General features: G+C 63.1%; 23 protein-coding genes. 17 read left to right on the top strand and 6 right to left on the bottom strand.

The window, feature by feature from the left end:
* Positions 1-126 precede the first annotated feature (126 nt).
* On the bottom strand, positions 127-987 hold the full coding sequence (locus QME24_RS10375; protein ID WP_009682858.1) for a glycine betaine ABC transporter substrate-binding protein: 861 nt from the start codon (positions 985-987) through the stop codon (positions 127-129).
* A gap of 197 nt (positions 988-1,184) precedes the next feature.
* On the opposite strand from QME24_RS10375, the gene QME24_RS10370 reads away from it, so the two are divergent.
* Positions 1,185-2,750: a beta (1-6) glucans synthase gene (locus QME24_RS10370; RefSeq protein ID WP_154211767.1), complete on the top strand. Its 1,566-nt coding sequence runs from the start codon at positions 1,185-1,187 to the stop codon at positions 2,748-2,750.
* 40 nt (positions 2,751-2,790) lie between these two features.
* On the opposite strand, the gene QME24_RS10365 is transcribed toward QME24_RS10370, so the two are convergent.
* Positions 2,791-3,159: a hypothetical protein gene (locus tag QME24_RS10365; protein ID WP_281690837.1), complete on the bottom strand. Its 369-nt coding sequence runs from the start codon at positions 3,157-3,159 to the stop codon at positions 2,791-2,793.
* 190 nt (positions 3,160-3,349) lie between these two features.
* On the opposite strand from QME24_RS10365, the gene QME24_RS10360 reads away from it, so the two are divergent.
* Positions 3,350-4,648, top strand: coding sequence for a serine/threonine protein kinase (locus QME24_RS10360; RefSeq protein WP_029885886.1), 1,299 nt, complete (start codon positions 3,350-3,352; stop codon positions 4,646-4,648).
* On the top strand, positions 4,641-5,468 hold the full coding sequence (locus QME24_RS10355) for a VacJ family lipoprotein (RefSeq protein ID WP_029885885.1): 828 nt from the start codon (positions 4,641-4,643) through the stop codon (positions 5,466-5,468). Before QME24_RS10360 ends, QME24_RS10355 begins: the two co-directional genes overlap by 8 nt.
* Positions 5,469-5,522: 54 nt before the next feature.
* Here the strand turns inward: QME24_RS10355 and QME24_RS10350 are convergent, their stop codons facing one another.
* Together QME24_RS10350 and QME24_RS10345 are read right to left on the bottom strand one after the other, a co-directional pair.
* Entirely contained in the window at positions 5,523-6,674 is a 1,152-nt protein-coding gene (locus QME24_RS10350) for a patatin-like phospholipase family protein (protein WP_281690836.1), read from the bottom strand.
* A 25-nt stretch (positions 6,675-6,699) separates the two neighbouring features.
* A complete protein-coding gene (locus tag QME24_RS10345) occupies positions 6,700-7,635 on the bottom strand; it encodes a lipid A biosynthesis lauroyl acyltransferase (RefSeq protein WP_054905605.1) in 936 nt (311 codons plus the stop codon).
* Between the two features lie 111 nt (positions 7,636-7,746).
* Between QME24_RS10345 and minC the strand changes: the two genes are divergently transcribed.
* The 7 genes from minC (at position 7,747) to QME24_RS10310 (ending at position 14,507) form a co-directional block, all read left to right on the top strand.
* The gene (minC, locus tag QME24_RS10340; RefSeq protein WP_009682850.1) at positions 7,747-8,508 is read left to right on the top strand and encodes a septum site-determining protein MinC; all 762 of its coding nucleotides are present in this window, start codon (positions 7,747-7,749) and stop codon (positions 8,506-8,508) included.
* 120 nt (positions 8,509-8,628) lie between these two features.
* A complete protein-coding gene (gene minD, locus QME24_RS10335) occupies positions 8,629-9,441 on the top strand; it encodes a septum site-determining protein MinD (RefSeq protein WP_003252574.1) in 813 nt (270 codons plus the stop codon).
* A gap of 3 nt (positions 9,442-9,444) precedes the next feature.
* A complete protein-coding gene (minE, locus tag QME24_RS10330) occupies positions 9,445-9,699 on the top strand; it encodes a cell division topological specificity factor MinE (protein ID WP_009682849.1) in 255 nt (84 codons plus the stop codon).
* A gap of 153 nt (positions 9,700-9,852) precedes the next feature.
* Positions 9,853-10,488: an RluA family pseudouridine synthase gene (locus QME24_RS10325; RefSeq protein ID WP_009682848.1), complete on the top strand. Its 636-nt coding sequence runs from the start codon at positions 9,853-9,855 to the stop codon at positions 10,486-10,488.
* A gap of 180 nt (positions 10,489-10,668) precedes the next feature.
* Positions 10,669-11,958 carry a M18 family aminopeptidase gene (locus QME24_RS10320; protein WP_281690835.1) on the top strand — a complete coding sequence of 430 codons (1,290 nt, stop codon included), beginning with the start codon at positions 10,669-10,671 and terminating at the stop codon, positions 11,956-11,958.
* A gap of 183 nt (positions 11,959-12,141) precedes the next feature.
* The gene (locus QME24_RS10315) at positions 12,142-12,309 is read left to right on the top strand and encodes a hypothetical protein (protein ID WP_009686254.1); all 168 of its coding nucleotides are present in this window, start codon (positions 12,142-12,144) and stop codon (positions 12,307-12,309) included.
* A gap of 44 nt (positions 12,310-12,353) precedes the next feature.
* Entirely contained in the window at positions 12,354-14,507 is a 2,154-nt protein-coding gene (locus QME24_RS10310; protein WP_029885881.1) for a mechanosensitive ion channel domain-containing protein, read from the top strand.
* Between the two features lie 100 nt (positions 14,508-14,607).
* Here QME24_RS10310 and QME24_RS10305 read toward each other — a convergent pair whose 3' ends face one another.
* The gene (locus QME24_RS10305) at positions 14,608-15,321 is read right to left on the bottom strand and encodes a UTRA domain-containing protein (protein WP_029885880.1); all 714 of its coding nucleotides are present in this window, start codon (positions 15,319-15,321) and stop codon (positions 14,608-14,610) included.
* 318 nt (positions 15,322-15,639) lie between these two features.
* Here QME24_RS10305 and QME24_RS10300 point away from each other — a divergent pair, with 318 nt between their 5' ends.
* From QME24_RS10300 to QME24_RS10275, 6 genes are all read left to right on the top strand, one after another.
* Complete coding sequence (locus QME24_RS10300; protein ID WP_029885879.1) at positions 15,640-16,704, top strand: extracellular solute-binding protein; 1,065 nt, start codon at positions 15,640-15,642, stop codon at positions 16,702-16,704.
* Between the two features lie 138 nt (positions 16,705-16,842).
* Positions 16,843-17,649 (top strand): alkaline phosphatase family protein, encoded by an 807-nt coding sequence (locus QME24_RS10295; protein ID WP_009686249.1) that lies wholly within the window; start codon positions 16,843-16,845, stop codon positions 17,647-17,649.
* Entirely contained in the window at positions 17,628-18,476 is an 849-nt protein-coding gene (locus QME24_RS10290; protein WP_054881375.1) for an ABC transporter permease subunit, read from the top strand. The genes QME24_RS10295 and QME24_RS10290 overlap by 22 nt, the downstream gene beginning before the upstream one ends.
* Entirely contained in the window at positions 18,466-19,260 is a 795-nt protein-coding gene (locus tag QME24_RS10285) for an ABC transporter permease (protein WP_029885877.1), read from the top strand. Before QME24_RS10290 ends, QME24_RS10285 begins: the two co-directional genes overlap by 11 nt.
* Position 19,261: 1 nt before the next feature.
* Positions 19,262-20,251, top strand: coding sequence for an ABC transporter ATP-binding protein (locus tag QME24_RS10280; protein WP_009686245.1), 990 nt, complete (start codon positions 19,262-19,264; stop codon positions 20,249-20,251).
* 14 nt (positions 20,252-20,265) lie between these two features.
* Entirely contained in the window at positions 20,266-20,919 is a 654-nt protein-coding gene (locus QME24_RS10275; protein WP_029885876.1) for an HAD family hydrolase, read from the top strand.
* A 106-nt stretch (positions 20,920-21,025) separates the two neighbouring features.
* On the opposite strand, the gene QME24_RS10270 is transcribed toward QME24_RS10275, so the two are convergent.
* Positions 21,026-21,988, bottom strand: a complete 963-nt coding sequence (locus QME24_RS10270; RefSeq protein ID WP_009686243.1) for an NAD(P)H-quinone oxidoreductase — start codon at positions 21,986-21,988, stop codon at positions 21,026-21,028.
* Positions 21,989-22,131: 143 nt separating this feature from the next.
* Between QME24_RS10270 and QME24_RS10265 the strand changes: the two genes are divergently transcribed.
* Positions 22,132-24,213 carry a carboxy terminal-processing peptidase gene (locus QME24_RS10265; protein WP_165944151.1) on the top strand — a complete coding sequence of 694 codons (2,082 nt, stop codon included), beginning with the start codon at positions 22,132-22,134 and terminating at the stop codon, positions 24,211-24,213.
* Positions 24,214-24,217: the final 4 nt, after the last annotated feature.

Raw genomic sequence — 24,217 nt, 5'->3', positions numbered from 1 at the left:
CCTTAGTCTTAGATGCAACGGTGTTTTACCGTTTGCGTAACAAAGTGCCGGCCCATTCGCGAGAGAACCCGCTGCCCTGCGGCAGCGGGTTTACCCGCGAAGCAACAAAACCGGCCCTTCAGGTTGTTACTTGCCAGTCCATTCCTTCACGCGGTCCGGGTGCTTGGCCACCCAGTCCTTGGCCGCCGCTTCAGGCTTGGCGCCTTCCTGGATGGCCAGCATCACTTCGCCAATCTCGTCTTTGGACTGCCAGCTGAATTTCTTCAGGAACTCGGCCACTTCCGGTGCCTTGGTCGCCAGTTCTTTGCTGCCAATGCTGTTTACGGTTTCCGACGCGCCATAAACGCCTTTCGGGTCTTCGAGGAACTTCAGCTTCCACTTGGCGAACATCCAGTGCGGCACCCAGCCGGTCACTGCAATCGACTGCTGCTTGGCGTAGGCACGGCCCAGTTCGGCGGTCATCGCGGCGCCCGAACTGGCTTGCAGCTTGTAGCCGGTCAGGTCGTAGTCCTTGATGGCCTGTTCGGTCTTGATCATCACGCCCGAGCCTGCATCGATGCCGACGATCTTCTGCTTGAAGCTGTTGTCGGTCTTGAGGTCGGCGATGCTGGTGGCCTTGACGTACTCAGGCACGATCAAGCCGATCTTGGCATCTTTGAAGTTGGCGCCGTAGTCGACCACGTTATCCTTGTTCTTGGCCCAGTACTCGCCATGGGTCACCGGCAACCAGGCCGACAACATGGCATCGAGCTTGCCGGTCGCCACACCCTGCCACATGATCCCGGTGGCAACGGCCTGCAACTTCACATCGTAGCCGAGCTTCTGCTTGATTACTTCGGCCGCCACGTTGGTGGTTGCCACGCTGTCGGCCCAGCCGTCCACGTAGCCAATGCTCACTTCCTTGGCCATTGCCTGTGCTGCGCTCAATCCCAGTACCAGGGCGGTGCCCACCCCCAGGAAACGTCGCATTTTTTTCAAAGTTGCCATCAAAGCATCCCCTCGTCAGGTCTTGGAGATTCCATCATCTGCCTGCAACCCCGGGCGACCTGATCCAGCTGCGACCTGTACCTGCCCCATATGCGACAGCACTGTGCCATTAGCGCCATATGCCCACCACGACCTGCGCGATCCTTGCATGCCAAAGCTTTGGCGCCGGGCTACTATCTATCCCTTTGTGCCTGACGATGGACCGCCTGATGCCCCGTTCTGCCCGCGCGCTGCTGCCGTTGTACCTGTTTGCCTGCCTGTTCGCCCTGCTGGGGCTGGGAGCGCTCTGGTACGGGCTTGGCAAGCCGCTGCAACTGCCCGATGCCGCGAGCCCTGCACACAAGCTGCAATGTGCCTCGTACACACCGTTCGACAAGGACCAGTCGCCCTACGACCAACCGTTTCGGCTGCGCCCGCAGCGCATGGATGCCGACCTGGCCTTGTTGGCCGAACGCTTTCAGTGCATTCGCACCTATTCCATGACCGGTCTTGAAGCAATACCGGCGCTGGCGCGCAAGCACGGCCTGAAGGTGATGCTGGGGGCCTGGGTCAATGCGCACGCCACCGACACCGAGCGGGAAATCAACCTGCTGATCGCCGCCGCCAATGCCAACCCCGACGTGGTCAGCGCAGTGATCGTCGGCAACGAAACCCTGCTGCGCAAGGAGGTGACCGGTGCACACCTGGCCACGCTGATCGCCCGGGTGAAAAGCCAGGTGCACGTGCCGGTGACCTACGCCGATGTCTGGGAATTCTGGTTGCAGCACCCGCAGGTGGCACCGGCGGTGGACTTCCTCACCATTCACCTGTTGCCCTACTGGGAGGACGACCCCCAGGGCATCGACCAGGCCTTGGCCCATGTCGCCGATGTACGCCGGGTGTTCGGTACGCGCTTTGCGCCCAAGGACGTCCTGATTGGTGAAACCGGCTGGCCCAGCGAAGGCCGCCAGCGCGAGACGGCAGTGCCCAGCCGGGTCAATGAAGCGCGCTTCATTCGTGGTTTTGTGAGCATGGCAGAGGCCAATGGCTGGCACTACAACCTGATCGAGGCCTTCGACCAGCCGTGGAAGCGTGCCAACGAAGGTGCGGTGGGCGGGTACTGGGGGTTGTACGATGCCGACCGGCAGGACAAGGGTGTGCTGGAAGGGCCGGTGAGCAACCTGCACTACTGGCCGCAGTGGTTGCTGGGCAGCGCCGCGCTGATGCTGGTCATGCTGGTGCTGGCCGGGCGCCCCGCCACCCTGCGGGCGGCGTTGCTGTTACCGCTGCTGGCAGCGCTGGGGGCGGGTTGCCTGGGCTTGTGGGGCGAGCTGGTGCGTACCCATGCGCGCTTCGCCGGGGAATGGGCGTGGGCGCTGGGGCTGGTCGCACTGAACCTGTTGGTGCTGGCCCATGCCGTGTTGGCCCAGGCGCAGCGCGCCGGTTGGCGCGAGCGGCTGTTCGCCGGGTTGCAGGCGCGCGCCGGCTGGCTGTTGCTGGCAGCGGGCTTCGCTGCGGCGGTGAGTATGCTGGCGCTGGTGTTCGACCCGCGCTACCGCAGCTTCCCCACTGCAGCGCTGGCGTTGCCGGCGCTGGTGTACGCGCTGTGGCCGGTGCGTGCGCGGCGGGCGGAGGTGGCATTGCTGGCGTTTATCGTGGGCGCCGGGGTGGCGCCACAGCTGTTTGTCGAAGGGCTGCAGAACCGCCAGGCCTGGGGGTGGGCGGTGGTGAGCGTGATAATGACCGTGGCGCTGTGGCGCAGCTTGCGGCTGCGCGCGGTGTGATGGCGGCCGCGGCGCACCTTTAATGCGGCGGTTGGCCTGGTCAGGCCCGCCGCTGCGAGCGGACCAACCGCAAGCCCGCCAGCACCAGCGCAAACACCGCAATGCTGGCGGTATACAGCACCAGCGCCGGCACCGCGAACACCAGGGCCAGGAAAGCCAGCCACCAGCCTGCACGGCCGGCGACCACCTGCGCCAACAGGGCCAGGCCCAAACCGCCCCAGGCCAGCACCTGGTGGTGAATGCCCAGCCCCAGCAACGACCGGACCTCGCACTGCCAGTACGCCGCCGGTAATGTGCACAGGCCGACCCACTGGCCGTCTTCCATCAGCCCGTAACGCACCGCGTAACTGGCTGCGAGCCACAGCCCGATGAACAGCATGACCATGGTTGCCGGCAAGGCACGAGACATCCTGTTTTCCCTACAGTCACTATTGAAGAAAACGATGATCACCCATCGCCCTTGATAAGGCAAAATTGTCGGCCTGCAGCTATGTTGCAGATAACAAGAACACCAAAGGCCACTACGCCAGGCAACTTTGTTCAGCCCGCAGTGGTCCTAGCCTGCATACGCTTGACCTTGCGTTCTTTTGGGGGATTACATGCTTCGTACTTTGCGCCTCGCTGCCTTGCTCGGTGGCCTGCTCATGGCTGTGGCCGCTTCAGCGCGCGATATCGACGCCGCCAGCTATGGCTACCCCTTGACCAACCCGTTCGAGGCCACCATCGCCACCACACCGCCGGAGCAGCGCCCGACCCTGCCCAGCGATGAAGACATCGACCAGTCCGACTACAGCCTGAACCTGCGCCCGGAGCGCGAGTTCATCCTGCCCGACAACTTCTGGGCGGTGAAAAAGCTCAAGTACCGCCTGGCCCGCCAGGACCACGCGGCGCCGCTGATCTTCATCATCGCCGGCACCGGGGCCGCCTACAACAGCACCATCAACGAATACCTGAAGAAGCTGTTCTATCAGGCCGGTTTCCACGTGGTGCAGTTGTCTTCGCCTACCAGCTACGACTTCATAAGCGCCGCCTCGCGCTTTGCCACCCCCGGCATCACCCAGGAAGACGCCGAAGACCTGTACCGGGTCATGCAGGCCGTGCGGGCCCAGCACCCGCGCCTGCCGGTCAGCGAGTTCTACCTGACCGGCTACAGCCTGGGGGCCCTCGACGCGGCGTTCGTCAGCCACCTGGACGAAACCCGCCGCAGCTTCAACTTCAAGCGCGTGTTGCTGCTCAACCCACCGGTCAACCTGTACACCTCGATCAACAACCTCGACAAGCTGGTGCAAACCCAGGTGAAGGGCATCGACCGCAGCACCACCTTCTACGAGTTGATGCTGCAAAAGCTCACCCGCTACTTCCAGGACAAGGGTTACATCGACCTCAACGATGCCCTGTTGTACGACTTCCAGCAGTCGAAACAACATTTGTCCAACGAACAGATGGCCATGTTGATCGGCACCTCGTTCCGCTTCTCGGCGGCCGACATTGCCTTTACCTCCGACCTGATCAACCGTCGCGGCCTGATCATTCCGCCGAAGTACCCGATCACCGAAGGCAGCAGCCTCACGCCGTTCTTCAAACGTGCACTGCAGTGTGACTTCGACTGCTACATGACCGAGCAGGTAATCCCCATGTGGCGTGCACGCACCGACGGCAACAGCATCCTGCAACTGATCAACCAGGTCAGCTTGTACGCGCTGGCAGACTACCTGCACAGCAGCGACAAGATCGCGGTGATGCACAACGCCGACGACGTCATCCTCGGCCCGGGCGACATCGGCTTCCTGCGCAAGGTCTTTGGTGACCGGCTGACCCTCTACCCCCATGGCGGCCATTGCGGCAACCTCAACTACCGCGTCAACAGCGACGCCATGCTGGAGTTCTTCCGTGGTTAACAAACTCCTCTTCGCCACTGCCCTGCTAGCCGCCGGTTATACCCTGGCCGCCGAAACCGCACCGCGGGCCAGCGTGGTCGAGGCCGACCCGCAGGTGGTTGGCACAGCGCCACTGGTGCCCGAGTCCGACGGTTTTCTCGACCCGCTGCGCGAGCTGAAATTCAACCCCGGCCTGGACCAGCGCGAGTTCGAGCGCTCCACGTTGGAGGCGCTGAACGTGTACGACCCGCTGGAGTCGGTCAACCGGCGCATCTACCACTTCAACTACCGCCTCGACCAGTGGGTGCTGCTGCCGTTGGTGAACGGCTACCAGTACGTTACGCCAAGCTTCGTCCGCACCGGGGTCAGCAACTTCTTCAATAACCTGGGCGATGTGCCGAACCTGTTCAACAGCGTGCTGCAGCTCAAGGCCAAACGCTCGGCCGAGATCACCGCGCGGTTGATGTTCAACACCATCATTGGCGTGGGGGGGCTGTGGGACCCGGCGACCAGCATGGGTCTGCCACGGCAGAGCGAAGACTTTGGCCAGACGCTGGGCTTCTACGGGGTACCCGAAGGTCCGTACCTGATGCTGCCGCTGCTGGGCCCGTCGAACCTGCGCGATACCACCGGCCTGGCAGTGGACTATGCCGGCGAGCAGAGCATCAACTATCTCAACGTGGCCGACGCCAGCAAGGACCACCCCGAGATCTTCGCCTTGCGCGTAGTGGACAAACGCTACAACACCAAATTCCGCTATGGCCAGCTCAACTCGCCGTTCGAGTATGAAAAGGTGCGCTACGTCTATACCCAGTCGCGCAAGCTGCAAATAGCGGAGTAAGCCGGCCGGGCCCTTTGGCGGCGGTGCAATGCCGCAAAAGGGCCGGCGCAGGCGCTATCCGATACCCAGGAACTGGCGCAGCTCGCGCTGTTTGGCCAAGGCGTCGCGGCGCCCCAACTCGATCAGCTCACTGCAATAACCGGCTTCGAACAGCAGATAGCTCAACACCCCCGCCCCACTGGTACGGGTTGCCCCCGGCCCGCGCAGGAACAGGCGCAGTGCCGCCGGCAGGTCGCGGCGGTGGCGCGCGGCAATCTCGTCCAGCGGCTGGCTGGGCGCAACCACCAGCACATCGATCGGTGCCAGGCCCAGGCGACGTGCGTCCAGGTGCGCTGGCAACAGCCGGCCCAGGTGGTTGAGCCGCTGCAGCAGTTCGATGTCATCTTCCAGGCTGTCGATGAAGGTGCTGTTGAGCAGGTGCCCGCCGATCTGCGCCAGGCTTGGCTGCTGCCCGCTGAACACCCGCTGGGTTGGCAAGGGTGGCGCAGGCCGCTGCGGGTTGCCGCTGACGCCGACCACCAGCACCCGGCTGGCACCCAGGTGCAGGGCCGGGCTTATCGGCGCCGACTGCCGCACCGCACCGTCACCGTAATACTCGTCACCCAGCTGCACCGGCGCGAACAGCAGCGGGATCGCCGCACTGGCCAGCAGGTGGTCGATGCCCAGCGGCGTGGGCACGCCGATGCGGCGGTGGCGCAACCAGGCCTCGATCGAGCCTCGGCCCTGGTAGAAGGTCACCGCCTGGCCGGACTCGTAACCGAAGGCGGTTACCGCTACCGCGCGCAGTTGCTCGGCGGCCAAGGCCTGGCCAATGCCATCCAGGTTCAGCTGCGCCTCCAGCAAGGTGCGCAGCGGGCGGCTGTCGAGCAACGCCACGGGCGCCTGGCCGCCCAGCCCAAGCAGGTTGTGGCCGACAAACCGGCTGGCCTGGCGCACCACCCCAGGCCAGTCACTGCGGATCACCAGGTGGCTGGAAATGTTCTGCCAGAAGTGCGTCAGCCGTTGCACGGCGCTGTTGAACTGGCCGGCACCGCTGGCCAGGGTCACGGCGTTGATGGCCCCTGCCGAAGTGCCGACGATCACCGGGAACGGGTTGGCTGCGCTGGCCGGCAACAGCTCGGCGATGCCGGCCAGTACGCCGACCTGATAGGCGGCGCGGGCGCCACCGCCAGACAGGATAAGGCCGGTTACCGCAGGTGGGGCCATGGCGTGCTTCCCGACGACACAGGGTTCAACGCTTTTTCTTGTCATACAGCCGCTCAGCCCCTTCGGGCCGCGACTTGAACCGGCGGTGCGCCCACAGGTACTGCTCGGGGCATTCGCGCAGCACGCTTTCGACCCACTGGTTGATGCGCAGGCAATCGGCCTCTTCGCTTTCCCCGGGGAAGTCCGCCAGCGGTGGGTGGATCACCAGCCGGTAGCCGCTGCCATCGGCCAGGCGTTTCTGGGTGAACGGAATGACCTGCGCCTTGCCCAGCCGGGCAAACTTGGTGGTGGCCGTGACCGTTGCGGCGGGTATGCCGAACAGCGGCACGAACAGGCTCTGCTTGGTGCCGTAGTCCTGGTCCGGCGCGTACCAGATCGCCCGGCCCGAACGCAGCAGCTTGAGCATGCCACGCACATCCTCGCGTTCCACCGCCAGCGAATCGAGGTTGTGGCGCTCGCGGCCGCTGCGCTGGATGAAATCGAACAGCGCGTTACCATGCTCGCGGTACATGCCGTCGATGGTGTGCTGCTGGCCCAGCAGCGCCGCGCCGATTTCCAGGGTGGTGAAGTGCACCGCCATCAGGATGGCCCCCTGCCCCGCCTGCTGCGCGGCTTGCAGGTGCTCCAGGCCCTCGACATGGGCCAGGCGTGCCAGCCGCGCCTTGGGCCACCACCAGCTCATGGCCATTTCGAAAAAGGCGATGCCGGTAGAAGCGAAGTTGGCCTTCAGCAACCGCTGCCGTTCGTCGACTGACAGCTCCGGAAAGCACAGCTCCAGGTTGCGCGCAGCAATGCGCCGGCGCTCGCCGGCAAAGTGGTACATCACCGCGCCCAGCGCGGCACCGATTTTCAACAGCACCCGGTACGGCAACTGGACTACCAGCCACAGCAGGCCCAGGCCCAGCCACAGGCCCCAGAACTTTGGGTGAAGGTAATAGCGACGAAAACGCGGGCGTTCCATTGAAGCATCCGGAAAGACAAAGGCTGCGCATTCTACAACGGATCAGCGCATGTTGCGGGCAACCGGTGTTCTCGTTATAAGTCAGGGCACTTTTTCCGCAACAAGCCGTCTATGCAGACCATGAGCCCAAACCACACACCCGACACCGCTTCCGTGTTCCAGCTCAAGGGCAGCATGCTTGCCATCACCGTACTGGAACTGGCGCGCAATGACCTTGAAGCCCTGGACCGCCAGCTGGCGGCCAAAGTCGCCCAGGCGCCGAACTTCTTCAGTAACACGCCGCTGGTACTGGCGCTGGACAAGCTGCCTGCCGATGAAGGGGCAATCGACCTGCCCGGCTTGATGCGGATCTGCCGCCACCATGGCCTGCGTACGCTGGCCATTCGTGCCAGCCGCATCGAGGACATCGCCGCCGCCATCGCCATCGACCTGCCCGTGCTGCCGCCGTCCGGCGCCCGTGAGCGGCCGCTGGAGCCCGAACCCGAAGCGGTGAAAAAACCCGAACCCGCCCCGGTACCGCCCCCCGCCCCGGAGCCGGAGGTACGCCCGACCCGCATCATCACTTCGCCGGTACGCGGCGGCCAGCAGATCTACGCCCAAGGTGGCGATCTGATAGTCACGGCTTCGGTCAGCCCGGGTGCGGAACTTCTGGCCGATGGCAACATCCATGTGTACGGCGCCATGCGCGGCCGCGCCCTGGCCGGCATCAAAGGCAATACCAAGGCACGTATCTTCTGCCAGCAGATGACCGCCGAAATGGTCTCCATCGCTGGCCAGTACAAGGTCTGCGAAGACCTGCGCCGCGACCCGCTGTGGGGCACCGGCGTGCAAGTCAGCCTGTCTGGTGACGTGTTGAACATCACCCGTCTTTAACGGATACTTGCCAGCATTTTTAGTGCAACTTTTTTTACAGTTGCCTTTTATTTGAGCTATTAAAGCTATTTCAGTTTTTTGCAGGGACAAGTGTCCCGACTATTTTAGGGGTGAAACACCTTGGCCAAGATTCTCGTGGTTACTTCCGGCAAGGGGGGTGTGGGCAAGACCACCACCAGCGCCGCCATTGGTACCGGCCTCGCACTGCGCGGCCACAAGACCGTCATCGTCGACTTCGACGTGGGCCTGCGTAACCTCGACCTGATCATGGGCTGCGAACGCCGCGTGGTGTACGACTTCGTCAACGTGGTCAACGGCGAAGCCAACCTGCAGCAGGCCCTGATCAAGGACAAGCGCCTCGAGAACCTGTACGTGCTGGCCGCCAGCCAGACCCGTGACAAGGACGCGCTGACCCAGGAAGGCGTGGAAAAGGTACTGATGGACCTGAAAAAGGACTTCGAGTACGTGATCTGCGACTCGCCGGCCGGTATCGAGAAAGGCGCGCACCTGGCGATGTATTTCGCCGACGAAGCGATTGTCGTGACCAACCCTGAAGTGTCGTCGGTACGTGACTCGGACCGCATGCTGGGTATCCTGTCGAGCAAATCGCGCCGTTCCGAGAACGGCGAAGAGCCGATCAAGGAGCACCTGCTGATCACCCGCTACCATCCCGAGCGCGTGGTGAAGGGCGAAATGCTCAGCGTGGCCGACGTCGAAGAAATCCTGTCGATCAAACTCAAAGGCGTCATCCCGGAGTCTCAGGCTGTGCTCAAGGCTTCCAACCAGGGTATCCCGGTCATCCTCGATGACCAGAGCGACGCTGGCCAGGCCTACAGCGATGCAGTCGACCGCCTGTTGGGCAAAGAGAAGCCAATGCGCTTCATCGATGTACAGAAGAAAGGATTCTTCGAGCGCATTTTCGGGAGCAAATAAACCATGAACCTTTTTGACTTCTTTCGTGGCAGACAGAAACAGACCAGCGCGTCGGTGGCGAAAGAGCGTCTACAGATCATCGTGGCGCACGAGCGCGGCCAGCGCAGCGAGCCGGACTACCTGCCGGAGCTGCAGAAAGAACTGCTGGAAGTGATCCGCAAGTATGTGAACATCGGCAATGACGACGTGCATATCGAGCTGGAGAACCAGGGCAGCTGCTCCATTCTGGAGCTGAACATTACCTTGCCGGATCGTTGATTCGGCAAAAAAGCCGGGGCTGCGTTGCAGCCCTTTCGCGACACAAGGCCGCTCCCACAAGGGTTATGCACTCCCCTGTGGGAGCGGCCTTGTGTCGCGAAAGGGCCGCAAAGCGGCCCCGCTGTTTTCCCCTGATATAACCGAGACCGAGCAATGCCGCTGTCGAACATCCAGATCCTGCACGAAGACGCCGCCATCCTGGTGATCAACAAGCCGACGCTGCTGCTGTCGGTGCCTGGCCGCGCCGACGACAACAAGGACTGCCTGATCACCCGCCTGCAGCAAAACGGCTACCCCGACGCCCTGATCGTGCACCGCCTGGACTGGGAAACGTCGGGCATCATCCTGCTGGCCCGCGATGCCGACAGCCACCGCGAGCTGTCGCGCCAGTTCCACGACCGTGAAACCGAAAAAGCCTACACCGCGTTGTGCTGGGGGCAGCCGGCGCTGGACAGCGGTAGCATCGACCTGCCGCTGCGCTACGACCCACCGACCAAGCCCCGCCACGTGGTGGATCATGAGCAAGGCAAGCATGCCCTCACCTTCTGGCGCATCGTCGAGCGCTGTGGCGACCACTGCCGGGTGGAGCTGACCCCGATCACCGGGCGTTCACACCAGTTGCGCGTGCACATGCTGTCGATCGGGCACCCGTTGCTGGGCGATCGCCTGTATGCCAACCCGCAGGCATTGGCGGCGCATGAGCGGTTGTGCCTGCACGCCTCGATGCTGAGCTTCACCCACCCGGTTTCCGGGCAACGGCTGAAGTTCGAGTGCCCTGCACCTTTTTAAGCTGCAAGCATCAAGCTGCAAGCTGCAAGAAAAAGCAAAGACAGATCGCGTGGAAGCTTGCTCCGCGGACTGCCTTTGCTTGAAGCTTGTAGCTTACGACTTGTAGCTTATGGCTTGTAGCTTATGGCTTGTAGCTTATGGCTTGAAGCTTATAGCTTGAAGCTCGAATTGGAGTGAGTTATGCGCGATGCACTGAATTCTGGCCTTATCGACTTTCTCAAGGCCTCCCCCACGCCCTTCCATACCACCGCCAACCTGGCCCAACGCCTGGAGGCAGCCGGTTACCAGCGCCTGGACGAGCGTGATAGCTGGGCCACGGTGCCGGGCGGGCGCTACTACGTTACCCGCAACGACTCGTCGATCATCGCCATCAAGTTGGGCAAGCAAGCCCCGCTACACCACGGTATCCGCATGGTCGGCGCGCATACCGACAGCCCTTGCCTGCGGGTCAAGCCGCAGCCCGAGCTGCAGCGCCAGGGCTTTTTGCAACTGGGCGTAGAAGTGTATGGCGGCGCCCTGCTGGCGCCGTGGTTCGACCGCGACCTGTCGCTGGCCGGGCGGGTCACCTACCGCCGTGATGGCAAGGTCGAAAGCCAACTGATCGACTTCAAACTGCCCATTGCCATCATCCCCAACCTGGCCATCCACCTGAACCGCACCGCCAATGAGGGCTGGGCGATCAACCCGCAGAACGAACTGCCGCCGATTCTGGCCCAGGTGGCCGGTGACGAACGCATCGACTTCCGCGCCCTGCTCACCGAGCAACTGGCCCGTGAACACGAGCTGATCGCCGACGTGGTGCTGGACTACGAACTGAGCTTCTACGACACCCAGCAGGCCGCCCTGGTCGGCCTGAACGGCGACTTCATCGCCGCGGCCCGCCTGGATAACCTGCTGTCGTGCTACGCCGGCCTGCAGGCACTGCTGGCCGCCGACAGCGACGAAACCTGCGTGCTGGTGTGCACCGACCATGAAGAGGTCGGTAGCTGCTCGGCCTGCGGCGCCGATGGCCCGATGCTGGAGCAGACCCTGCAACGCCTGCTGCCCGACGGCGACACCTACGTGCGCACCCTCCAGCGTTCGCTGATGGTATCGGCCGACAACGCCCACGGCGTACACCCCAACTATGCCGACAAGCACGACGGCAACCATGGGCCCAAACTCAACGCCGGGCCAGTGATCAAGGTGAACAACAACCAGCGTTACGCCACCAACAGCGAAACCGCTGGGTTCTTCCGCCACCTGTGCATGGCCGAAGAAGTGCCCGTGCAGAGCTTCGTGGTACGCAGCGACATGGGCTGTGGCTCGACCATCGGGCCGATCACGGCCAGCCACCTGGGTGTGCGCACCGTGGATATCGGTTTGCCGACCTTTGCCATGCACTCGATTCGCGAGCTGTGTGGTAGCCATGACCTGGCGCACCTGGTGAAGGTGCTGACAGCGTTCTACCGGTGCCGCGAGCTGCCTTGAGCTAGGCAGGTCTGGCCCTATCGCCGGCAAGCCACACAGGTACTGCACAACCTTCAGGGCTGGCGCTTTCCCTGTGGGAGCCGGCTTGCCGGCGATAGGGCCTGGCCTGCTCAAGGTCAATCCCGCTTCGCTTGCCACCCGCTATGCTTGTTACATGGCCCCACTGCAAAAGGATTGCTGTCCATGTCCCCGTTTTTGTCCCTGTTCGTGCCGGTTTTCCTGTTCCTGCTGTTGCTGACCGTTGGCTTCAGCATGCGCGAACGCAGTATCGGTGTGCTGATGATGTGGATCGGCACCTTGGGCATCTTTGGCCTTACCTGCTGGAAGATCCTCGAGAAACTGCCGACATAAACCTCTACACTCGGCCAATCGTTTGACCTGAGGTAGATTTGCCAGTGCCTGCCCTTCTGCGTTTCCTGTTCCTACTGTTCTTGCTGTTCATCACCCCGGTGCAGGCAGCGGGCCTGCCCAGCCTGCTGGGCAGCAGCGCGCCCGCGCAGCCGGAAGCCACCGAGCCACTGGGCGAGTCGCTGGACGAGGTGATCAAGAACCTCGAGAACGACCAGCAACGGGCCAAGCTGCTGGCCGACCTGAAAAAACTGCGCGATGCCACCCGGCAAACTCAGCCCAGTGTCGAGCAAGGTGTGCTCGGCCTGATCGGCGGTGCGCTGAGTGACTTCGAAAAACAGTTCAGCGGCGATGCCAGCCCGTTCCACCGCTGGGCGGCGGAAATCGAACAGGCCCAGGTCGAGCTGACCGAGCTGATGGTGCCGGTGCACCAGTGGCCGGCCATCCTGTTCGGCTTTGCCGCGGTGATTGCCGTGTGGAGCCTGCTGGCCTACTTCTTCAACTGGGTCGGCCACCGCATACGCCTGCGGTTTGGGCTGAGTGAAGAACTGCCGCAACACCCACGTACCTGGGACCTGGTGCGCTTTGCCTTGCGCAAGCTGGGCCCCTGGCTGGTGGCGCTGGTGTTCACCGTGTACCTTAGCTTCGTGCTGCCGCCGTCACTGGGCAAATCGCTGGCCATGGTGCTGGCCTACGCGTTGGTGGTGGGCACCTGCTTCTCGGCGGTGTGCGTCATCGCCTTTTCGCTGCTCGACGGCCCGCACCGCCACCGCGCCTTACATATCCTGCGGCACCAGGCGTTCCGGCCACTGTGGCTGATCGGCAGCTTCGCCGCCTTTGGCGAGGCCATGAGCGACCCGCGCCTGCTGGTGGCATTGGGTACCCACCTGGCACATGCGCTGGCAACCCTGGCCAATGTGATTGCCGCCCTGTGTACCGGGCTGTTCATCCTGCGCTTCCGCCGGCCGATCGCCCACCTGATCCGCAACCAGCCGCTGTCCCGGCGCCTGACGCGGCGCACGCTCAGCGACACCATCGAGATCCTTGGCAGCTTCTGGTTCATTCCCGCACTGATCCTGGTGGCGATTTCACTGTTCGCCACCTTCGTTTCTGCCGGTGACACCAGCACCGCGCTGCGCCAGTCACTGATGTGCACGGTGCTGGTGGTGGTGTGCATGGTGCTCAATGGCCTGGTGCGGCGGCATGCAGCCAACCCCAAGCGGGCGGCCAAGCGCCAGGCGGTGTATGCCGAGCGCCTGCGCAACTTTGGCTACCTGCTGGTGCACATCCTCATCTGGCTGCTGTTCATCGAGCTGGGCTTGCGCGTGTGGGGCCTGTCGATGATCACCTTCGCCGAGGGCGACGGTCACGACATCAGCGTGCGCCTGCTGGGGCTGGCCGGCACGCTGATCGTCGCCTGGCTGGTGTGGATCCTGGCCGACACCGCCGTGCACCATGCCTTGGTACGTTCGCGCCGGGGGCTGGCCAATGCCCGCGCGCAAACCATGATGCCGTTGATCCGCAACGTGATGTTCGTGGTCATCTTCATCATTGCCGTGATCGTGGCCCTGGCCAACATGGGCATGAACGTCACCCCGCTGCTGGCCGGTGCCGGCGTGATCGGCCTGGCCATCGGCTTTGGCGCGCAGTCGCTGGTGGCCGACCTGATCACCGGGCTGTTCATCATCATCGAAGACTCGCTGGCCATCGACGACTACGTGGATGTCGGCGGCCACCTGGGCACCGTCGAGGGGCTGACCATCCGCACCGTGCGCCTGCGCGATATCGACGGCATCGTGCACACCATTCCGTTCAGCGAAATCAAGAGCATCAAGAACTACTCGCGGGAGTTCGGCTACGCGATCTTCCGGGTGGCGATCCCGCACAGCATGAACATCGACCAGGCCATCACGCTGATTCGCGAAGTCGGGCAAAAACTGCGCAACGACCCACTGATGCGCCGCAATATCTGGTCGCCGCTGGAGCTGCAGGGGGTGGAAAGCTTCGAGTCGGGTTCGGCGGTGTTGCGGGCACGGTTCAAGACCGCGCCGATCAAGCAATGGGAAGTGTCGCGGGCGTTCAACCTGGCGCTGAAGCGGCAGCTGGACGAGGCCGGGCTGGATCTGGCGACGCCACGGTTGTCGGTACAGGTGGTGACCGCTGGGGGTGGTGGGATGGCGGAAACCGGTTCCTCCAGTTAGCGCCTCTTCGCGGGCTTGCCCGCTCCCACAGGGTAATCACAGTGTTCAAGGCCTGTGCAGTACCTGTAGGAGCGGGCAAGCCCGCGAAGCAGCCAACACCCTAGCCCGCCTGGGCACGAATACGAATGGCATCATGCCGCCAATACTCCAGGTCACAGTCGATCAGGTGCCCATACTGGTCACTGTTGACCCGGGTGATGTGCAGCCCCGGGCTCCCCGCCGATACTTTCAACGCCCCCGCCGCTTCAACTGGCAATGCCGTTGGCAGGATCTCGAAACACACCTGCCCATACTCGATGCCATACACCCGCCCATAGATCTCGGTCAGCGACTGCGCCAGGTCGTGCTCGAGGATGTCCGGAAAATACCGGGGGGCGAGGTAGTGCTCGGCATACAACACTGCCCGCCCATCAATGCGCCGCAATCGGCAGATGCGCACCACACTGGACAACGCCGGCATCTGCAGGCGCGCGCAGATGGCTGCCGGGGCTGGCTGCAGCCGCGCCGACAGCAGCTCGGTGCTGGCCACGCGCCCTTGGGCGCGCACCATGGCATGGAAGTGGCTGCGTTCGATCAGGTCGTAGGTCAGGCGCTGCGGCGCCACAAACCAGCCGCGCCGCTCTTCGCGGTAGATCAGGCCCTGGGCTTCAAGCTGCACCAGCGCTTCACGCAGGGTAATGCGCGTGGTGCCGAACAGCTCGCTCAGCCGGCGCTCGGCCGGCAACTTGCCGCCCGGCTCCAGCAAGCCGTGCTCGATCTGCTCCTGCAGGGCATGGCAGATGGCTGTTACCGCACGCGGGGGCGTCGACTGCATCAAAAGGTTACCTATCTGGACTAGTCCAGCCCCACAAAGGGGCCTGTGAAGATTAGTGCAGCCTAGGCAGGGCTGATGAATATCCTGTGACAAGCGCCTGCCGCGACCCTTGCCAGAAACGCGCCAAGGCCGCCCGACCGGTTGAATTCCGTGGTCTACGCTTTAGTCGCAGGGCCGTTGCCGGTGTACCCCTACATCAAATTGTCACGCAAGCGGCCTACCTTGGCTCAAGGTTTGCTGACCTAGACCAACGGTCACCAGACAACCCCTTCACTCCTAACAACGATCGCTACAGGCACCCATACCAAGGAGCTTCGGATGAAAAAGTTGTTCATGGCGTCACTGCTCGGTTCGGCCATTACCCTGTGCACCTCGGCGCTGGCCGCCGGCCCTGACCTCAAGGCGCTGGAAGACGCCGCCCGCAAGGAAGGCACCATCAACAGCGTGGGCATGCCCGATGCCTGGGCCAACTGGAAAGGCACCTGGGAAGACCTGGCCAGCAAATATGGCCTCAAGCACAGCGACACCGACATGAGCTCGGCGCAGGAGCTGGCCAAGTTCGAGGCCGAGAAAGACAACGCCAGCGCCGATATCGGTGACGTGGGCGCCGCCTTCGGCCCGATTGCAGTGGCCAAGGGTGTCAGCCAACCGTACAAGCCCAGCACCTGGGATCAGGTGCCGGCATGGGCCAAGGATGAAGATGGCCACTGGGCACTGGCCTATACCGGCACCATCGCCTTCATCATCAACAAGGATCTGGTCAAGGAAGGCGAACGCCCGAAAACCTGGCACGACCTGGAGAAAGGCAAGTACAAGGTCGCTATCGGTGACGTCGGCACCGCTGCCCAGGCGGCCAACGGCGTGTTGGCCGCGGCCATCGCCTACAAAGGCAGTGAAAGCAACATCGAACCCGGCCTGCAACTGTTCACCAAGCTGGCCCAGCAGAAGCGCCTGTCCCTGGCGAACCCGACCATCCAGACCCTTGAAAAGGGTGAAGTTGAAGTGGGCGTGGTATGGGACTTCAACGGCCTGAGCTACCGCGAGCAGATCGACCCCAAGCGTTTTGAAGTGCTGATCCCGGCCGACGGCTCGGTGATTTCCGGCTATACCACCGTCATCAACAAATACGCCAAGCACCCCAACGCTGCCAAGCTGACCCGTGAATACATCTTCAGCGACGCCGGGCAGATCAACCTGGCCAAGGGGCATGCACGGCCGATCCGGGCCGAGCACATGAAGCTGCCGGAAGACGTGCAGGCCAAACTGCTGCCCAATGAGCAGTACAGTGCGGCGCAGCCGATCAAGAATGCCGAAGCCTGGGAAACGACCTCGAAGAAGCTGCCGCAATTGTGGCAGGAGCAGGTGATCATCGAGATGGAATGAAGAAGCTTCAAGTAGCAAGCTGCAAGCTACAAGTGGAAGCCGGTGAGCGCCATGCCGGCTTCTTCTTGCAGCTTGTAGCTTGCAACTTTCAGCTTTCAGCTTTCAGCTAGAACCGCCTGCAGCTCATTGGGAGCCACCATGCAACACAACGTCATCCTGGTCCTGCTCGACGGCCTCAACTACCAGGTTGCCCACCATGCCATGGGCCACCTGCACGCTTATGTCGAGGCCGACCGCGCCGCGCTGTACCGCGTGGAATGCGAATTGCCATCGCTGTCACGGCCGTTGTACGAATGCATCCTCACCGGCGTAGCGCCCATCGACAGCGGTATCGTGCACAACGGCGTCAACCGCCTGTCCAACCAACGCAGCGTGTTCCACTACGCGCGCGAGGCCAACCTGGGTACGGCGGCAGCGGCCTATCACTGGATGAGCGAGCTGTATAACCGCTCGCCTTTCGACCCGCAGCGCGACCGCCATACCCACGCCCCGAAGCTGCCGATCCAGCACGGGCTGTTCTATTGGGACGACCGTTACCCCGACTCACACCTGCTGGCCGACGGCGAGTACCTGCGCCGGCGGCACGCCCCGAACTTTCTGCTGTTGCACCCCATGAGCATTGATGATGTCGGCCACCACCATGGCCTGGACAGCAGCCAGTACCGCAATGCCGCGCGCAGCGTGGACATCCTGCTGGCCGACTACCTGCCAGGCTGGCTCGAAGAGGGCTACCAGGTACTGGTCACTGCCGACCACGGCATGAACAACGACCGCTCGCACAATGGCTTGCTCACCGAGGAACGCGAAGTGCCGCTGTTCGTCTTTGGCGAAGCCTTCAGCCTTGACCCGGCCGCCAAGCCACAGCAGACCGAGCTATGCGGCACCATCTGCGAGCTGCTGGGCGTGGCGCACGACAAAACGGTATGCAGGGAGTTGCTCAAGTGAACCGCAGCCGCTACCTGGCCTTGCTGTGCCTACTGCCGTTCGCGGTGTTCTTCGTCATCTTCCAGATCGCCCCGCTGGCCTGGGTGGCGATCAACAGCTTGCAATCGGAGGCTGGCTGGGGCCTGGCCAACTTCAGCAAGGTGTTCACCTCGAAGTTCTACCTGCAGGCGTTGCAACGCAGCCTGGAGATCAGCTTCTGGTCGAGCCTGTTCGGTATCGTCATCGCTACCCTCGGTGCCTATTCGCTGCGCCAGGTAGACTCGAGGCTGCGCGACTTCGTCAGCGCTTTCGCCAACATGACCAGCAACTTCGCCGGGGTGCCGCTGGCCTTTGCCTTCATCATCCTGCTCGGTTTCAACGGCGCACTGACCCTGCTGCTGAAGCAGATCGGCCTGCTGGAAGACTTCAGCATCTATTCCAGAAACGGCCTGATCCTGGTGTACACCTACTTCCAGATCCCGCTGGGCGTGCTGCTGCTGTACCCGGCATTCGACGCACTGCGCGAAGACTGGCGTGAATCGGCGGCACTGCTGGGCGCCAGCCACTGGCAGTTCTGGCGGCACATCGGCCTGCCGGTGCTGACCCCGGCCCTGCTGGGCACCTTCGTCATCCTGCTGGCCAATGCCCTTGGCGCGTACGCCACCGTGTACGCGCTGACCACTGGCAACTTCAACGTACTGCCGATCCGCATCGCTGGCCTGGTGGCCGGTGACATCAGCCTCGACCCCAACCTGGCCAGCGCGCTGGCAATGGTTCTGGTAGGGCTGATGACGCTGGTCACGGTGGTGCATCAATGGCTACTGAAACGGAGCTACCATGCGCGCTGAAACCCGTGCCGGCGGCTGGTACCACCGCGCCGTGGTGTACCTGCTGTTCCTGATTCTGCTGTTGCCCCTGGCCGGCACCCTGCTCTACTCGCTGGCTACCAGTTGGTCGGCCAGCCTGCTGCCCAGCGGCCTGACGTTCAAGTGGTACATCGCGCTGTGGAGCGAACCCCGCTTCCTGGCGGCGTTCGGCCAGTCGCTGCTGGTCTGCGTGGGGGCGCTGCTGCTGTCGGTGGTACTGATCCTGCCCTTGTTGTTCGTGGTCCACTACCACTTCCCCAGGCTCGACGGGCTGATGAACATCCTGATCCTGCTGCCCTTCGCGGTACCGCCGGTGGTGTCGTCGGTAGGGCTGCTGCAGCTGTACGGCAGCGGGCCGATGGCCATGGTCGGCACGCCGTGGATCCTGATCGGCTGCTACTTCACCATCGCCCTGCCGTTCATGTACCGGGCGATCACCAACAACCTGCAGGCCATTCACCTGCACGACCTGATGGACGCAGCCCAGCTGCTGGGCGCCAGCACCTGGCAAGCCGCACTGCTGGTGGTGCTGCCAAACCTGCGCAAGGGCCTGATGGTGGCGCTGCTGCTGTCGTTCTCGTTCCTGTTCGGGGAGTTCGTGTTCGCCAACCTGCTGGTCGGCACCCGCTACGAGACCCTGCAGGTGTACCTGAACAACATGCGCAACAGCAGCGGCCACTTCAACAGCGCGCTGGTGATTTCCTACTTCGCCTTCGTGCTGGTACTGACCTGGGTTGCCAACTGCCTGAACAAGGACAAGACCTGACATGAGCTTCGTCAGCGTACAGCAATTACACAAGCGCTATGCCGGCAACCCGGTTTTCGAGAACATCGACTGCCACATCGAGCGCGGCGAATTCGTCACCCTGCTCGGCCCCTCCGGGTGCGGCAAGTCCACGCTGCTGCGTTGCATCGCCGGGCTCACCCCGGTGGACCGCGGGCAGATCCTGCTGGACGGCCACGACATCGTGCCGCTGAGCCCGCAGCAACGCGGCATCGGCATGGTGTTCCAGAGCTACGCGCTGTTCCCCAACATGACCGTGGAGCAGAACGTTGCCTTTGGCCTGCGCATGCAGAAGGTCAAGGCCGAGGAATGCCAGCGGCGCGTGCGCGAGGCACTGGACCTGGTCGAGCTGGGCACCTTTGCCGGGCGCTACCCGCACCAGCTGTCGGGCGGCCAGTGCCAGCGCGTGGCCTTGGCCCGCTCGCTGGTCACCCGGCCACGCCTGTTGCTGCTCGACGAGCCGCTGTCGGCACTGGATGCACGTATCCGCAAGCACCTGCGCGAGCAAATTCGCGCGATCCAGCGCGAACTGGGGCTGACGACCATCTTCGTCACCCACGACCAGGAAGAGGCGCTGACCATGTCTGACCGTATCTTCCTGATGAACCAGGGGCGCATTGTGCAAAGCGGCGATGCCGAAACCCTTTACACTGCGCCGGTGGACCTGTTTGCCGCAGGCTTTATCGGCAACTACAACCTGCTTGACGCCGACAGCGCCAGCCGCCTGCTGCAACGCCCGATAGCCTGCCGCCTGGCGATCCGCCCGGAATCCATCACCTTGGGCCTGGCGGGTGAGCGCGACGCCGAGGTACGCAGCCATAGCCTGCTGGGCAACGTGATCCGCTACCGCGTTCAAGTGCGTGGCGTGGAACTGGTGGTCGACGTACTCAACCGCTCACCGGCCGACCTGCATGCAGACGGGCAACGGGTGAGCCTGTCGATCGACCCCACGGCGCTACGCGAAGTGGCCTAAGGAGATGCAACACGATGGCATTGGCAATTTTCGATCTGGACGAAACCCTGATCCACGGCGACTGCGCGTCGCTGTGGAGTGAACAGATGGCCCGGTTGGGCTGGGTCGATGGCAAGGAATTCCTGCGCCGCGACCATGAGCTGATGGAAGCGTACGGCAAAGGCCACCTGCAGATGGAGGACTACATGGCCTTCAGCCTGGAGCCGATAGCCGGGCGCACCCTGGAGGAAGTCGAGCATTTGGTGGAGCCGTGGGTTGAAGAGGTGATCGAACCGATCATCTACGGCGACGCCTGCCGCTGCATTGCCGAGCACCGCAAGCGCGGCGATCGCATTCTGATCATTTCCGCTTCGGGCACGCACCTGGTGGGGCCGATTGCGGCGCGCCTGGGCGTGGACGAATACCTGGCGATCGAGCTGGAGGCGGTGAACGGGGTGTATACCGGCAACACCCATGGGGTACTGACCTACCGCGAGGGCAAGATTACCCGGCTGTTGGAATGGCTGGACCAGGAGCAGGAGAACCTGGAGGGGGCGAGCTTCTATTCCGATTCGAGGAATGACCTGCCGTTGTTGTTGAAGGTGGATCACCCGTATGCGGTGAACCCGGATGGGGTGTTGCGCGAGCACGCCGAGAAGAATGGCTGGCCTGTCTTGAGTTGGACTTGAGGGACATGGGGGCGCTTCGCGACACAAGGCCGCGCCTACAGGCAAATGCAACCTCCTGTAGGAGCGGCCTTGTGTCGCGATGGGCTGCTCAGCAGCCCCGGCAACCTCAAGCCAGGCTCGGGTCGATCACCATCACCAACTTGCCCGACACCTGGTTGGTCTCCAGCTCGGCATACGCCGCCTGGGCGAACTCCACAGGGTAGGTATCGACCAGTTGCGGCGACAGGCGCCCTTCGCTGAACAGCGGCCACACCTGCTGCTGCAACTCGCGCAGCAGCTCGGCCTTGAAGCTGTCATCACGGTTGCGCAGGGTAGAACCGGTGATCCCCAGGCGCTTGCCCAGTACCTGAGCCAGGTCCAGCTCGAACGTGCGGCCGCCCATCAGGCCGATGATCACCCAGCGCCCGTCACGGGCCAGCAGTTTGAGGTTGAGTTCACCATAGCTGGCCCCCACCGGGTCGAGAATCACGTCGAACGGGCCCAGACCTTCCAGCGCGTCGAGGTTCTGGTTACGCACCACGCCACCTGCTGCGCCCAAGGCCTGGCAATAGGCCAGGCGGTCCGCCGAGCCGACGCTGACCCAGACCGGGCTGCCAAAGGCCTTGCACAGCTGAATGGCTGCCGAGCCGACGCCGCTGGCACCGGCGTGCACCAGGACCTTCTCGCCCGCCTTCAGCGCACCAAGCTGGAAGATGTTCAGCCAGGCAGTGGCGTACACCTCCGGCAGTGCAGCGGCTTCATGCAGGCCAAGGCCTTCGGGCACCGGCAGTACGTGGCGGGCGTCGACCACCACTTCCTCGGCCATGGCACCGCTGGCCAGCAGCGCGCAGACCCGATCACCCACGCGCCAGGCTGCGCCAGCGCCCACTTCTTCGACCACCCCGGAGCACTCCAGCCCCATGTACGGGCTGGCACCTGGCGGCGGTGGGTACAAACCTTTCATCTGCAGCAAATCGGCGCGGTTCAACCCCGCCGCAGCCACGCGGATGCGCACTTGGCCCGCGTCACAGGTCGGGCGTTCGGCCTCGACCCAGGTCACATGTCCGTCAACGCCTTGCAATGCCTTCACAGTGCCTCCATAGTTGAATCATATGACCGAGCCTGGGATCGTTGTGCCCAGGCTTTTTGCAGTATGCGCCCGGCTCTTTTGGAACCGGCGAACGGAAAAGACGGCCTACTATGCGTGATCAATTGCCCCCACGTCGAATCAGCATGAAGCATTTCCTCCCAAGCACCGCCCTGGCCATGATGATCGGCCTGGGCAGCCTCGCGCTCGGCGGCAATGCAGCGGCCGCCAACAAATGGGACAGCCTGCAACCCGACCGCGACGAGATTGTCGCCAGCCTCAATGTGGTGGAGTTGCTCAAGCGCCACCATTACAGCAAGCCGCCACTGGATGACGCCCGTTCGGTCATCATCTATGACAGCTACATCAAGCTGCTGGATCCGGCGCGCAGCTACTTCACCGCGGCCGATATCGCCGAATTCGACAAGTGGAAAACGCAATTCGACGATTTCCTCAAAAGCGGCAACCTCGACCCGGGCTTCACCATCTACAAGCGCTACCTCGACCGCGTCAAGCAACGCCTGGACTTCGCCCTGGCCGAGCTGAACAAGGGCGTGGACAAAATGGACTTCACCACCAAGGAAACCTTGCTGATCGACCGCAAGGACGCGCCATGGCTGAAGGACCAGGCTGCGCTTGACGACCTGTGGCGCAAACGCGTGAAAGACGAAGTGCTGCGCCAGAAGATCGCCGGCAAAGAGCCCAAGCAGATCCAGGAAACCCTGACCAAGCGCTACAAGAACCAGCTGGCGCGCCTGGACCAGACCCGTGCCGAGGATATCTTCCAGGCCTACATCAACACCTTCGCCCAGTCCTACGACCCGCATACCAACTACCTGTCGCCAGACAACGCGGAAAACTTCGACATCAACATGAGCCTGTCGCTGGAAGGTATCGGCGCAGTGCTGCAAAGCGACAACGACCAGGTCAAGATCGTGCGCCTGGTGCCGGCCGGCCCGGCAGCCAAGACCAAGCAGGTGGCACCGGCAGACAAGATCATCGGTGTCGCCCAGGGCAACAAGGAAATGGTCGACGTGGTCGGCTGGCGCCTGGATGAAGTGGTCAAGCTGATCCGCGGCCCGAAAGGCTCGGTGGTGCGCCTGGAAGTCATCCCGGCCAGCAACGCGCCGAGCGACCAGACCAGCAAGATCGTGTCGATCACCCGCGAGGCGGTGAAGCTGGAAGAGCAGGCGGCGAAGAAGTCTGTGCTCAAGCTCAAGCAGGACGGGCGTGACTACAAGCTGGGCATCATCGAGATCCCGGCCTTCTACCTGGACTTCAAGGCCTATCGCGCCGGCGACCCGGAGTACAAGAGCACCACGCGTGACGTGAAGAAACTGCTCACCGAGCTGCAGAAAGAGAAAGTCGACGGCGTGGTCATCGACCTGCGCAACAACGGCGGCGGCTCGTTGCAGGAAGCCACCGAACTGACCAGCCTGTTCATCGAGAAAGGGCCGACGGTGCTGGTGCGCAACAGCGATGGCCGGGTCGACGTGCTGGAAGACGAAAATCCCGGTGCCTTCTACAAAGGGCCGCTGGCGCTGCTGGTCAACCGCCTCTCGGCTTCGGCCTCGGAGATTTTCGCCGGTGCCATGCAGGACTACCACCGCGCGTTGATCATTGGCGGCCAGACCTTCGGCAAGGGCACCGTGCAGACCATCCAGCCGCTCAACCATGGCGAGCTGAAGCTGACACTGGCGAAGTTCTACCGGGTATCCGGGCAGAGCACCCAGCATCAGGGCGTACTGCCGGACATCGACTACCCATCGATCATCGACACCAAGGAAATCGGCGAAAGCGCCCTGCCCGAGGCCATGCCTTGGGACACCATTCGCCCGGTGGTCAAGCCCGCTGCCGACCCGTTCAAACCGTTCCTGGCGCAGCTCAAGGCCCAGCATGAGGCACGTAGCGACAAGGATGCCGAGTTCACCTACATCCGCGACCGCCTGGCCCTGACCCAGAAGCTGATGAACGAGAAAACCGTCAGCCTCAACGAGCAGGACCGCCGTGCCCGCCACGACGAGATCGAGGCGAAACAACTGGCGCTGGAAAACACCCGCCGCAAGGCCAAAGGTGAAGAACCGCTCAAAGAGCTGAAGAAAGAGGACGAAGACGCGCTGCCGGCCGAGGATGAAAACACCAAGCCGGAAGACGACGCCTACCTGGCAGAAACCGGTCGCATCCTGATCGACTACCTCAGCGCCAGCAGCAAAGTGGCCAAGAAGTAAGGCC

The organism is Pseudomonas sp. PARCl1, assembly GCF_947311875.1.
Lineage (GTDB): Bacteria > Pseudomonadota > Gammaproteobacteria > Pseudomonadales > Pseudomonadaceae > Aquipseudomonas > Aquipseudomonas juntendi.
Note: the sequence above shows the minus strand (reverse complement) of the source record. Positions and strands in the feature narration are given on the sequence as shown.